The sequence below is a fragment of the Pseudomonas sp. 39004 genome, from assembly GCF_028682155.1.
Lineage (GTDB): Bacteria > Pseudomonadota > Gammaproteobacteria > Pseudomonadales > Pseudomonadaceae > Aquipseudomonas > Aquipseudomonas capeferrum.
Window position 1 is genome coordinate 1 of sequence record NZ_JANIAG010000163.1, and the last position, 12,815, is coordinate 12,815.

At 63.6% G+C, this 12,815-nt stretch carries 12 protein-coding genes; 7 read left to right on the forward strand and 5 right to left on the reverse strand.

What is annotated here, in order from left to right; all coding sequences use genetic code 11:
• From NP534_RS21860 to NP534_RS21870, 3 genes are all read right to left on the reverse strand, one after another.
• Positions 1–141, reverse strand: a 141-nt coding sequence (locus tag NP534_RS21860; protein ID WP_274100091.1) for a DUF2474 domain-containing protein, incomplete at its 3' end; no start/stop codon positions are given.
• 9 nt (positions 142–150) lie between these two features.
• Positions 151–1,158 carry a cytochrome d ubiquinol oxidase subunit II gene (gene cydB / locus NP534_RS21865; protein ID WP_274100082.1) on the reverse strand — a complete coding sequence of 336 codons (1,008 nt, stop codon included), beginning with the start codon at positions 1,156–1,158 and terminating at the stop codon, positions 151–153.
• A gap of 3 nt (positions 1,159–1,161) precedes the next feature.
• The gene (locus NP534_RS21870) at positions 1,162–2,598 is read right to left on the reverse strand and encodes a cytochrome ubiquinol oxidase subunit I (RefSeq protein ID WP_274100083.1); all 1,437 of its coding nucleotides are present in this window, start codon (positions 2,596–2,598) and stop codon (positions 1,162–1,164) included.
• Positions 2,599–2,952: 354 nt separating this feature from the next.
• On the opposite strand from NP534_RS21870, the gene NP534_RS21875 reads away from it, so the two are divergent.
• From NP534_RS21875 to NP534_RS21895, 5 genes are all read left to right on the forward strand, one after another.
• A complete protein-coding gene (locus NP534_RS21875) occupies positions 2,953–4,173 on the forward strand; it encodes an MFS transporter (RefSeq protein ID WP_274100084.1) in 1,221 nt (406 codons plus the stop codon).
• 212 nt (positions 4,174–4,385) lie between these two features.
• Complete coding sequence (locus NP534_RS21880; protein WP_274100085.1) at positions 4,386–5,681, forward strand: NCS2 family permease; 1,296 nt, start codon at positions 4,386–4,388, stop codon at positions 5,679–5,681.
• Positions 5,678–6,763: a tRNA (uridine(54)-C5)-methyltransferase TrmA gene (trmA, locus tag NP534_RS21885; RefSeq protein WP_274100086.1), complete on the forward strand. Its 1,086-nt coding sequence runs from the start codon at positions 5,678–5,680 to the stop codon at positions 6,761–6,763. The genes NP534_RS21880 and trmA overlap by 4 nt, the downstream gene beginning before the upstream one ends.
• A gap of 58 nt (positions 6,764–6,821) precedes the next feature.
• On the forward strand, positions 6,822–7,727 hold the full coding sequence (locus NP534_RS21890) for a LysR family transcriptional regulator (RefSeq protein WP_274100087.1): 906 nt from the start codon (positions 6,822–6,824) through the stop codon (positions 7,725–7,727).
• Positions 7,728–7,830: 103 nt separating this feature from the next.
• On the forward strand, positions 7,831–8,265 hold the full coding sequence (locus NP534_RS21895; RefSeq protein WP_274100088.1) for a cupin domain-containing protein: 435 nt from the start codon (positions 7,831–7,833) through the stop codon (positions 8,263–8,265).
• 34 nt (positions 8,266–8,299) lie between these two features.
• Here the strand turns inward: NP534_RS21895 and pcaG are convergent, their stop codons facing one another.
• On the reverse strand, positions 8,300–8,905 hold the full coding sequence (gene pcaG / locus NP534_RS21900) for a protocatechuate 3,4-dioxygenase subunit alpha (protein WP_033702952.1): 606 nt from the start codon (positions 8,903–8,905) through the stop codon (positions 8,300–8,302).
• Between the two features lie 10 nt (positions 8,906–8,915).
• Positions 8,916–9,635, reverse strand: a complete 720-nt coding sequence (pcaH, locus tag NP534_RS21905) for a protocatechuate 3,4-dioxygenase subunit beta (RefSeq protein WP_274100089.1) — start codon at positions 9,633–9,635, stop codon at positions 8,916–8,918.
• A gap of 200 nt (positions 9,636–9,835) precedes the next feature.
• Between pcaH and ypfJ the strand changes: the two genes are divergently transcribed.
• Together ypfJ and NP534_RS21915 are read left to right on the forward strand one after the other, a co-directional pair.
• Positions 9,836–10,723 carry a KPN_02809 family neutral zinc metallopeptidase gene (gene ypfJ / locus NP534_RS21910; protein ID WP_095064169.1) on the forward strand — a complete coding sequence of 296 codons (888 nt, stop codon included), beginning with the start codon at positions 9,836–9,838 and terminating at the stop codon, positions 10,721–10,723.
• A gap of 182 nt (positions 10,724–10,905) precedes the next feature.
• A partial coding sequence (locus NP534_RS21915; protein WP_274100090.1) for a methyl-accepting chemotaxis protein occupies positions 10,906–12,815 on the forward strand: 1,910 nt, incomplete at its 3' end.

Sequence of the window (12,815 nt, forward strand, 5' to 3'; positions counted from 1 at the left end):
GCCGGCTGCCCCCATGAACAGCCGCATTACCCAGGCCGCCACCCCCAGGGCCGCCACGCTCATCGCCCAGATCAGCACCAGCCAACCCAGCCGCTGCCACAAGGGCTTTTTCTCTTCTACACCATGCTTGCCGGTCATCATGCGGCCCTCCTAGTGATAGCCGTCTTCGTGGGTCACCTTGCCGCGGAACACGTAGTAGCTCCAGAAGGTATAGCCAAGGATGAACGGCAGGATGAACAACGTCCCCACCAGCATGAACCCTTGGCTCTGCGGCGGCGCCGCGGCATCCCAGATCGAGATCGACGGCGGGATGATGTTCGGCCACACACTGATGCCCAGGCCGCTATAGCCGAGGAACACCAGCACCAGGGTCAGCAGGAACGGCGTGTAGTTGGCATTGCGTGCGACTGCCTTGAGCAACCCGTAGAAGGTCACCAGCACCAGGATCGGCACCGGCATGAACCAGATCAGGTTGGGCATGCTGAACCAGCGATCGGCGATCTGCGGGTAGGCGATCGGCGTCCACAGGCTGACGATACCGATCACCACCAGCAGCACCAGCGCCAGCGGCCTTGCCAGGTCATGCATCTGCAGTTGCAGCGGCCCTTCGGTCTTCATGATCAACCAGGTGCAGCCCAGCAGGGTGTAGGCGACGATCAGGCCGAGGCCGCTGAACAGGCTGAACGGGGTCAGCCAGTCGAGCGTGCCACCGGCATAGTGGCGGTCGACCACCTTGAAGCCCTCGATGAACGCGCCCAGGGCAACCCCCTGGAAGAAGGTGGCGATCAGCGAACCCCAGATGAACGCCTTGTCCCAGATGTGGCGCTTGTCGTCCTTGGCCTTGAAGCGGAACTCGAAGGCCACGCCACGGAAGATCAGCCCGATCAGCATCAGGATCAGCGGCAGGTACAAGGCTTCAAGCACCACCGAATAGGCCATCGGGAAGGCCCCGAACAGCCCGGCGCCACCCAGCACCAGCCAGGTCTCGTTGCCGTCCCATACCGGGGCGACGGTGTTCATCATCACATCACGGTCACGCTCGCCCTTGACGAAGGGGAAGAGCATGCCGATGCCCAAGTCGAAACCATCCATCACCACGTACATCATGACGCCGAAGATGATGATCACGGCCCAGATCAGCGGAAGGTCGATACCCATGGCTCAGTTCCCCTTGCTCAGGCTGGCAGTGTCGGCCTCATGGCCATCATCGGCGGCGGACAACGGCCGCGCCGGCGTGCGTTTCTGGCCTGGGCCACCCGGGTTGGGTTCATCACCCTCGCCCGTCTGCGGCCCTTTGCGCACCAGGCGCATCATGTAGCCAAGGCCGGTGCCGAACAGCGCGAAGTACACCACCACGAACGCCACCAGGGTAAAGCCGAGCTGCACATAACTGTGGTTGGACACCCCTTCGGAGGTGCGCATCAGGCCATACACCACCCACGGCTGGCGGCCGATTTCGGTGGTGAACCAGCCCGCCAGGATGGCGATCAGGCCAGAGGGGCCCATCCACAGGGTCAGGTACAGGAACGGCCTGGAGCTGTAGAGCGTGCCGCGCTTGCGCAGCCACAGGCTCCACAGGCCAACGAAGATCATCAGCAAGCCCAGCCCGACCATGACCCGGAACGACCAGAACACGATGGTCGAGTTGGGCCGGTCCGCCGCCGGGAATTCCTTCATCGCCGGCACTTGCTTGTCCAGGCTGTGGGTCAGGATCAGGCTGCCAAGGGCCGGGATCTCGACCTTGAAGCGCGTGGTCTCGGCTTTCATGTCGGGGATGCCGAACAGGATCAGCGGGGTCGGCTCGCCCGGCACGTTCTCCCAATGGCCTTCGATGGCCGCGATCTTCACGGGCTGGTGCTTGAGCGTGTTGAGGCCGTGGAAGTCACCGATCACCGCCTGGACCGGCGCGACGATCAGCGCCATCCACATGGCCATCGACAGCATCGTGCGCACGGCCGGGTTGTCACGCCCGCGCAGCAGGTGCCAGGCCGCCGATGCACCGACGAAGAAAGCGGTGGCGACGAACGCGGCGGTGGCCATGTGCATCAGCCGGTAGGGGAACGAGGGGTTGAAGATCACCGCCAGCCAGTCCACCGGCACCACCCGGCCATCGATGATTTCGTGGCCTTGCGGGGTCTGCATCCAGCTGTTGGATGCCAGGATCCAGAAGGTCGAGACCAGCGTACCCAGCGCCACCATGACCGTGGCAAAGAAGTGCAGGCCACGGCCCACACGGTTCCAGCCAAACAGCATGACGCCCAGGAAGCCTGCCTCGAGGAAGAACGCCGTCAGCACCTCATAGGTCAGCAAGGGGCCGGTGACGGCGCCGGCAAAATCGGAGAAGCGGCTCCAGTTGGTGCCGAACTGATAGGCCATGACCAGGCCGGAGACCACGCCCATACCGAAGTTGACGGCGAAGATCTTCGACCAGAAGTGGTATAGGTCACGGTAGACCTGGTGGTGGGTCCGCAGCCAAAGGCCTTCAAGGACCGCCAGATAGCTCGCCAGGCCAATGGTGATGGCCGGGAACAGGATGTGAAAGGACACGGTAAACGCAAACTGGATTCGGGCGAGATCTAGGGCCTCTAAACCGAACATAGTGCTTCCTCTTCAGATAATCCGGCGTTCGGGCTCGTGGCCTTTGCGCCTACTGCCCCCACGGTATCGAGTGCGGCGAGTTTGAATTGTTCTGTGCAATCGCAGGGATTCCGGCCCAAGGGCCACATCGTTGCCGGTTCGTTGCAAATACAACGATTGATCCAGATCAACGACTGACTGCAAGCATAGTCCTGAATAGCCAGCCAGGCCGTGTGGTTGATTGCCGCGTGACCTGTTGCCCCACCCTCTTTCAGAACTTGTGAAAAAGTGCCGATCACGGCAAACAGTAACTGCTTGTTACAAACAGATGATAATCTGCCGGCCCCTCTACTGCGCCGAGGCCACAGGTTTCCGATGTCCGATTCCGCACCGCAGTTGTTGCGCCATCATCGCCCCTTCCTCGCCTTCTGGCTGGCCCGTGTGTTCACTGCCAGCGGCTTCCAGATGCTCACCGTGGCCATTGGCTGGCACCTCTACCAGCTCACCGGCAATGTGCTCGACCTGGGCCTGGTCGGCCTGGTCGAATTCGCCCCACGGGTGCTGTTCATGCTGCACACCGGGCATGTCGCCGACCGCTATGACCGGCGCAAGGTCGCGGCCCTGTGCCAAAGCCTGCAGGGGCTGATTGCCCTGGCGCTGGTAGTGGGCAGCGCCACCGACAATGTCAGCCGCGAGCTGATCTTCGCCCTGGCCTTCCTGCTGGGCGCCACGCGCTCGTTCGAGATGCCGGCCACCCAGGCCCTGCTGCCCAATGTGGTGCCGCCGGGGTTGTTCCCACGGGCGGTGGCAGCCTCGGCCTCGGCGACCCAGGCAGCCACCATCGTCGCCCCGGCGGTCGGCGGGTTGCTGTATGCCTTTGGCAGTATCTGGGTGTATGGCCCGACCGTGGCGCTGTACGCCATTGCCTGTGCACTGACATTGAGCCTGGACGCACGCCAGCAAGTGGCCCAGCGTGGCCGTGCCAGCCTGGAGTCGCTGCTGGCCGGCATCCGCTTCATCCGCAGCCGGCCAGACATCCTTGGCGCCATCTCGCTGGACCTGTTCGCCGTGTTGCTGGGCGGTGCCACCGCGTTGTTGCCGGTGTTCGCCAAGGACATCCTGCTGACCGGCCCCTGGGGCCTGGGCCTGCTGCGCTCGGCACCGGCGGTGGGGGCGTTGCTGATGTCGCTGTGGCTGGCGCGCTTCCCGTTCGAGCGCAAGGTAGGCCGCACCATGTTCACCGCCGTGGGCGTGTTTGGCGTGGCGACCATCGCATTTGGCCTGTCGACGTCGTTCTGGTTCTCGCTGGCGGTGCTGGTCGTGCTGGGTGCGGCAGACATGATCAGCATGGTCATTCGCAGTTCGTTCGTGCAACTGGAAACGCCGGATGAGATGCGCGGGCGGGTGAGCGCTGTGAACGGGTTGTTCATCGGTGCCTCGAACCAGCTCGGTGAATTCGAATCGGGGGTCACCGCGCACTGGTTTGGCACAGTGCCGGCGGTAGTGCTGGGGGGCGTGGGCACGCTGGTGGTGACCGGGGTGTGGATAAAATTGTTCCCGACCCTGGCCAAACGCGACCGCTTGCACAGCGGTTGATGGCTCGGCGGTACTGGCCTCTTCACAGCTAAACCCACTGCCACAGGCGATGGGAAAGCCATTCCCCGAAGGCCATAGGCCCCTGCCGAGCATGCTGGTATGATGCGCGGCTTTTTTCCGCCCCAGATAAAACCACGGCAACCGGTACGGTCTGTGCTTTGCTGATGGGGTCGATACATATCACGGCGCCGGGGGCGCCTTGGGGAGCGGGCATGCTGGAAAGGCTGTTTCAACTAAAAGCACACGACACCAATGTGCGCACCGAGATTCTTGCGGGCGTCACCACCTTCCTGGCCATGGCCTACATCCTGTTCGTCAACCCCAGCATCCTGGGCGAGACCGGCATGGACAAAGGTGCGATCTTCGTCGCCACCTGCCTGGCCGCGGCCATTGGTTCGGCGACCATGGGCCTGATCGCCAACTACCCGATCGCGCTGGCGCCGGGCATGGGCCTGAACGCCTTCTTCACCTACACCGTGGTGCTGCACATGGGCCATACCTGGCAGGTTGCGCTGGGTGCGGTGTTCCTGTCGGCGGTGATGTTCTTCCTGTTGTCGATCTTCCGCATCCGCGAATGGATCGTGAACAGCATCCCGCTGCCGCTGCGCTCGGCCATCGCCGCTGGCATCGGCTTGTTCCTGGCATTGATTGCCCTGCATAACGCGGGCATCGTCGTCGATAACCCGGCCACCCTGGTGGGCATGGGCGACCTCAAGCAGCCCTCGGTGCTCCTTGCCACGCTGGGCTTCTTCCTGATCGTCGGCCTTGAGTCGCTGAAGGTGCGCGGCGCGGTGCTGATCGGCATCCTGGCCGTCACTGTCGCGTCGATCGCGATGGGCGTCACGCCGTTCGGCGGCATCGTGTCGATGCCCCCTTCGCTGGCACCGACCTTCCTGCAACTGGACATCGCCGGTGCCCTCGATGTGGGCCTGATCAGCGTGATCTTCGCCTTCCTGTTCGTCGACCTGTTCGACAACTCTGGCACCCTGATCGCCGTGGCCAAGCGCGCCGGCCTGATGGGCAAGGACGGCCACATGCCGAAGATGGGCCGCGCCCTGATCGCCGACAGCACCGCAGCCATGGCCGGTTCGCTGCTGGGCACCTCGACCACCACCAGCTACATCGAATCGGCTGCCGGCGTGAGCGCGGGCGGGCGTACCGGCCTGACCGCCATCGTGGTGGCCGTGCTGTTTCTGCTGGCGCTGTTCTTCGCACCGCTGGCCGGTAGCGTACCGGCCTTCGCCACGGCACCGGCGCTGCTGTTCGTCGCCGTACTGATGGCTTCGGGCCTGGCGGAAATAAACTGGGACGACGTCACCGAAGCCGCACCCGTGGTGGTGACGGCCCTGGCCATGCCGCTGACCTACTCGATCGCCAACGGCATCGCCTTCGGCTTCATTTCCTGGACTGCCATCAAGCTGATTTCCGGCCGCCACCGCGACCTGAACCCGGCACTGGTGATCCTTTCCATCCTGTTCGTCATCAAGCTGGGCTGGTTCAACGCATGAGTGCTGCTTTCGACCCCTCCTCCTACGCCACCCAGCTGGACGCCAAGGTTGCCCGGCTGCGTGAGCTGCTGGCGCCGTTTGGCGCGCCGGAACCGGCTGTTTTCGATTCGCCGCGCGAGCACTACCGCCTGCGCGCCGAGTTCCGCCTGTGGCGCGAGGACGGTCAGCGCCATTACGCGATGTTCGCCCCAGGCGAGAAGCACAAGGCGATCCTGATCGAAGACTTCCCCATCGCCAGCGAGCGCATCAACCTGCTGATGCCGCGCCTCAAGGCGGCCTGGCAGGCCAGCGAGGCACTGAGCAACCGCCTGTTCCAGGTGGAGTTCCTTACCACCCTGGCGGGCGATGCGATGGTCACGATGTGCTACCACCGCCCGCTGGACGAGGCCTGGGAAGTGGCCGCACGGCAGCTGGCCGAAGACTTGGGGGTGAGCCTGATCGGCCGCTCCAAGGGCAAGCGCCTGGTGATAGGCCGTGATTATGCGGTGGAGCAACTGGACGTGGCGGGCCGCGTATTCAGCTACCGCCAGCCAGAAGGCGCGTTCACCCAGCCCAACGGCGCGGTGAACCAAAAGATGCTGAGCTGGGCCTACGACACCATTGGCGAGCGCGACGATGACCTGCTGGAGCTGTACTGCGGCAATGGCAACTTCACCCTGCCGCTGGCCACCCGCGTGCGCCAGGTGCTGGCCACCGAGATCAGCAAGACGTCGGTCAATGCCGCGTTGAGCAACCTCGATGAGAACGGTGTGGATAACGTGCGGCTGGTGCGGCTGTCGGCTGAAGAGCTGACCCAGGCACTGAACGAGGTGCGCCCGTTCCGCCGGCTGGAAGGCATCGACCTGAAAAGCTATGCGTTTGGCACCGTGTTCGTCGACCCGCCGCGTGCCGGCATGGACCCGGACACCTGCGAGCTGACCCGGCGTTTCGAGCGCATCCTGTACATCTCGTGCAACCCGGAAACGCTGGCGGCGAACATCGCCCAGCTGCAAGATACCCACCGTATCGAACGCTGCGCGCTGTTCGACCAGTTCCCGTATACCCATCACATGGAAAGCGGGGTGCTGCTGGTTCGGCGCTGATCCGTGTCGCGTTGGGGCCTGGCCGGCCCCAACGCACACTGCCAGGAGAGTTGCGCCGATGGACCAGTTCAGTGCCATGCACACCTTCCGCCGGGTCGTCGACCTCGGCAGCTTCAGCGCCGCCGCCAACCAGGCCGGCGTCTCGCACACCGTGCTGTCACGCCAGGTGAAGCACCTCGAACGCCACCTCGGCACGCAGTTGCTCACCCGTACCACCCGCCGCCTGCACCTCACCGAAGCCGGTGCGCTGTTCTATCGCCATTGCGTGCAGATCCTCGAACAGATGCAGGCGATGACCCTGGAACTGTCCGAGCATCAGCAACAACCTGCCGGCACCTTGCGCCTGGGCGTTGCCACCGCCTTTGGCGAACTGGAACTGGGGCGTTGGTTGCCGGATTTTGTCGAGCGCCATTCACAACTGCAGATCGAGCTGCACTGCAGCGATCGTTTCGTTGACCTGCTGGAGGAGGAGATCGATGTGTGCCTGCGGGTCACCGACCACCTGCCTGACTCCAGCCTGGTGGCACGCCGCCTGGCCACCAGTGAAGTCCTGCTGGTGGCCGCACCGCGCTACCTGCAACGCCACGGTACGCCCGCCTCACCCGACGACCTGGCCGGCCACCCGTTGCTCGGCTACAGCCAGTTGCTGCACCCGCAACGCTTGCAGGTGGCCAACGACGCGGGCGAGCAGCGTGAAATCCTGATGCCCCGGCGCTTGAGCGCCAACTCCCCCATGGCCCTGCGCGCCGCCGCCATCGGCGCCCTGGGCATCGCCAGTTTCGACCGTTTCATCGTCGATGATGCGCTGCGCGACGGGCGCCTGGTTCAGGTGCTGAGCCATTGGCGGCAGCCGGCGCGCAGCCTGTTCGCGGTTTATCCACAGAGCCGTTACCTGGCGCCCAAGGTGCGTGCGCTACTGGATTACGTGCAGCATTACTACGCAACGCCCAGGTGGCAGGGCTGACTTGTGCTTTATCTGCACAAGTCTTGCGGAGTTGAGGCCGTATTTGTGCTCTTGATGATTCATTAACCTACGCTGCACGTTACTTCAGCGAAGAGGACTCATCATGAAATCATTGCAGGCAGTCATCACCGGCATCGCGCTCAGCGCTGTGGCAATCGTCGCCCATGCAGCAGAACAAACCGTTTCGGTCCCTGACAACGCTGCCCTGAAGTGGCAGGACGTGCCCAACACCCGCGGCGCCGTCAGCTACGCCAACGTCGAAGGCGATATCTTCGGCAAGGGGCCGTATTCGGCGTATGTGAAATTCAGAAAAGGCACCGACAACGGCCTGCACCAGCACAGCCAGACCTTGCCGACAGTGGTATTGAGCGGGACGTTCTACGCAGTGATCGATGGCAAGCGCACCGAGTACCCGGCCGGGGCCTACTACAAACTGCCAGCCGACCTGGTGCATGAAAGTGGCTGCACGGCGGCTGCCGATTGCCTGTTGTTCCAGTATCAGGCCGATGCCTTTGACCTGAAACCGGTCAAAGGTTGAGAGGCCGGGGCCGCCTTGCGGCCCCAAGCTTCACTCAGAAGTCGAAGAACACCGTCTCCCCTTCCCCCTGAATACGGATATCGAAACGATAGGCCGTCTTCCCATCCACTTCGCAACGCTTGGCAACCAACGTCTCACGGCGCTGCGGCTGCTCGATCAGGTTGAGCACTGGGCACTTAGCGTTGGCTTCGGCTTCATCGTCGAAATACAGGCGCGTGTGCAGGTGGATGTTGATGCCACGGGCAAACAGGCTGATGTTGATGTGCGGCGCCATCGGCACGCCAGCAGCATTGTTCACCACACCCGGCTTCACCGTTTGCACGGTCCATTCACCGGCATCGAAGGTGGTGGCGGTGCGGCCAAAGCTGTTGAAGGCGTTTTCCAGGTTGTATTGGTCCTGGTACTGGCCAGCGGCATCGGCCTGCCACAGCTCCAGGAACGAATCGCGCACCAGGTGCCCGTTACCGTCATAGACCTGGCCGATCAACAGAATGTGTTCACCCGGTGCTTCTGGCTTGGCCAGGCGGTTCCAGATTTCCTGGTCGCGGGTCGGGTTGCCGGCCGCTTCCAGGGCCAGGCCGATGTGCACGTAGGGGCCGGCAGTCTGCGAAGGGGTTTCCGGCAGCAGTTCGATTGGCATGGCGGGGTCCTCAGCAGTTTTCGAAGTGGGTCTTGCGCTGGCCGCGCAGCACGATGTCGAAGCGGTACGCCAGGCAGTCCATCGGGTTGGCGTTGCTCATGTCGAGCTTGGCGATCAACTGCTGCACGGCCTCGGGGTTGACGATCGACTTGACGATCGGGCACTTCGGGATCAGCGGGTCGCCTTCGAAGTACAGCTGGGTGATCAGCTTGGTGGCGATCGACGGGCCGCTGATGCCGAAGTGAATGTGCGCCGGGCGCCAGTCATTCGGGCCGTTGCGCCATGGGTACGGGCCGGGCTTGATGGTGCGGAAGCTGTAATAGCCGTCGCGGTCGGTCAGGCAACGGCCAACGCCACCGAAGTTCGGGTCCAGCGGGGCCAGGTAGCGGTCGTTCTTGTGCCGGTAGCGGCCGCCGGCGTTGGCCTGCCACATTTCTACCAAGGTGTTGGGCACCGGTTTGCCGTACTGGTCGACAACCCGGCCGGCAACGATGATGCGCTCACCGACTGGCAGGCCACCGTTGTTGAAGTTCAGCAGCAGGTCATGGTCGTGGGCACCGAAACCCAGGTGGGTGAAATCCGGGCCGGTGGTTTCGCTGATCGACTGCGGGATGCTGACCAGTGCCTGGCGCGGCGAGCGGGCAATGGACGTCTTGTAGTCGGGGGTCAGGGCTTTGGGGTGCCAGTTGCGATCACGGATCACGAAGCGGCTGGTGTCCTGGGCGGGCATGCCGTTTTCCTCTCTTGGAATTATCAAAACACCTGTGCGTGGCAGGCGGACTTGCAGTTTCGGATAACTCGGGTGGGATGAATACTGAAATCAGCCTCTCAATACATAACCATATGGTTATGGCTTAACACCTTTGGCTGACACCTTTCGCTGAGGTGAACTAATCTTTGTCTTCTTGTTTCACGCTCCGGAGAGCATTCATGGAATGGCGAAAAGGCCGACGCAGCGACAACGTGGTCGATGCCCGAGGCGAAGGTGGCGGTGGTGGCGGCATGCGCTTTGGCGGCGGCAAGGGCCTGGGGCTGGGGGCGATCCTGCTGATCGTGGGCATCGGCTGGCTCACCGGGCAAGACCCGCTGCAGATCCTTGGCCAGCTCACCGGGCAAATGCAACAGCAACAGCAGGCTCCCAGTAGCGTGGGCACCAAGGCGCCGCCGGCCAATGACCAGCAGGCCGAATTCGTCGCCTCGGTGCTGGGTGACACCGAAGACACCTGGAAGGCGCTGTTCTCCCAGGCTGGCAAGCAGTACCGAGACCCCAAGCTGGTGCTATTCAACGGCCAGGTCAACTCCGCCTGCGGCTTCGCTTCGGCGGCGGTGGGCCCGTTCTACTGCCCGGCCGACCAGCGGGTGTACCTGGACATGTCGTTCTTCCGCGAGATGGAAACCCGCTTCGCCGCAGCGGGCGACTTCGCCCAGGCCTATGTCATCGCCCACGAAATCGGCCACCACGTGCAGACCCTGCTCGGCGTGTCGGCCAAGGTTGATGCGGCCCGCCGCAATGGGCAGCGCATGGAGGGCGACAACGGCTTGCTGGTACGTCAGGAACTGCAGGCCGATTGCCTGGCCGGGGTGTGGGCGTATCAGGCACAAAAGCGCCTGAACTGGCTGGAGCCAGGCGACGTCGAGGAAGCGCTGAATGCGGCCAACGCCATTGGTGACGACCGCCTGCAGCAGAAAGGCCAGGGGCGCGTGGTGCCCGACTCTTTCACCCACGGCACCTCGGCGCAGCGCGTACGCTGGTTCAAGGCAGGCTTTGCCGAGGGCGAAGTAAACAGCTGCGATACCTTCAGTGCGCGTAACCTGTAACACCCTGCGGGGCTGCCTGGCAGCCCCGTTTCAACCGGACGACCGGTTACAAATCTGCTGAAAAAGCGTTTCAGCTTCCAGATTCATTGCCGATAACCCCTGCACGAATCAGCGGGCACCCAGAACAACAACGCCTTGCGATCGACGATCAAGAGAGCGAAAACAACTTCTGGAGTGCGTGCATGAACAGCTGGTTTGCCAACATCAGCGTCAACCTCAAACTCGGCCTGGGCTTCGGCCTGGTGCTGATCCTCACCGGCCTGCTGGCCCTGACCGGCTGGACCAGCCTGGGCAGCCTGATCGACCGCAGCAACTGGATGAGCGATATCAGCCAGCTCAACAAGGACCTGACCGACCTGCGCATTGCCCGCCTGCAGTACATGATTGCCAACGGCGACGATGCGGCGGCGGCCAACACCCTGGCCAAGCTGGACACCTTCAGCAACCAGCAGCAACGCCTGGTCGGCACGTTCAAGAGCCCGGAGAACGTCAAACTGCTGCACGACCTTGGGCAGACCATCAGCCAGTACAAGGTGTCGCTGGGCACCATGCGCGCAGGCTATAACGCCACCCGCGCCGCCCGCGATGCAATGAATGTTTCTGCAGCCAAGGCCGACCAGGCCATGGACGCCCTCAGCCAGGACGTCATGGCACGCCCCGAAAGCGACAGCGTGCGCCTGGCCCAGTACCAGCTGATCAGCAAGGCCCGCCAGCAACTGCTGCAGGTGCGCATCGACGTGCGCGGCTACATTGCCGACAACAGCGCGACCAACGAGCAGGCTGCCCTGCGCCAGCTCGAAGCGGCATTGGCCGAGGTCGACAACCTCAAGCGCCAGCTGCCCACTGCTGACGCGCGCCTGCAACAGTTCGAACAGTCGGTGCTGGCCTACCGTGACGCCGTGCGTCAGTTCCGCGATGCCCTCGCCGATATCACCAGCGCACGCGCAGAAATGACCGTCCAGGGTGCCGACATCGTCAAGACCAGCGACGCGCTGTACAAGATCCAGCTGGAGCGCCGCGACATCGAGAGCGCACAGGCCCGCAGCCTGCAGGCCATCGCGACCCTGCTGGCATTGCTGGTAGGCGTGCTGGCAGCGGTGCTGATCACTCGGCAGATCACCCGCCCGCTGCAGGAAACCTTGCAAGCAGTGGAACGCATCGCGGGCGGCGACCTGACTCACGACCTGCGTGTCACCCGCCGTGATGAACTGGGCGTGCTGCAACAGGGCATCGCCCGCATGGGCGTTACCCTGCGCGAACTGATCAGCGGCATCCGCGACGGCGTCACCCAGATCGCCAGCGCCGCCGAAGAGCTATCGGCCGTCACCGAACAGACCAGCGCAGGTGCCAACAGCCAGAAGGTCGAAACCGACCAGGTGGCCACCGCGATGCACGAAATGGCGGCAACCGTTCAGGAAGTCGCCCGCAACGCCGAGCAGGCCTCGCATGCCGCCACCGGTGCCGACGACGAAGCCCGCGCCGGCGACCGTGTGGTCGGTGAGGCAATCAGCCAGATCGAACGCCTGGCCGCAGAAGTGCACCGCTCCACTGAAGCCATGAGCCTGCTGCAGCAGGAAAGCCAGAAAATCGGCAGCGTCATGGACGTGATCAAGTCGGTGGCCGAACAGACCAACCTGCTGGCGCTGAACGCCGCGATCGAAGCCGCCCGTGCCGGCGAGGCGGGCCGTGGCTTTGCTGTGGTCGCCGACGAAGTGCGCGGCCTGGCGCAGCGTACGCAAAAGTCCACCGAAGAGATCGAAGAGCTGATCGCCAGCCTGCAGCACGGCACCCAGCAAGTGGCCACGGCCATGCAGGGTAGCCGTACCCTGACCGACAGCAGCGTCGAACTGGCACGCAAGGCCGGTGCCTCGCTGGAAAACATCACCAGCACGGTGTCGAACATTCAGTCGATGAACCAGCAGATTGCGGCGGCGGCGGAAGAGCAGAGCGCGGTGGCGGAAGAAATCAGCCGGAGCATTCTGAATGTGCGGGATGTGTCTGAGCAGACCGCGGCGGCCAGTGACGAGACGGCGGCGTCCAGTGTTGAGCTGGCGCGGTTGGGGGGGCAATTGCAGATGCTGGTGAGCCAGTT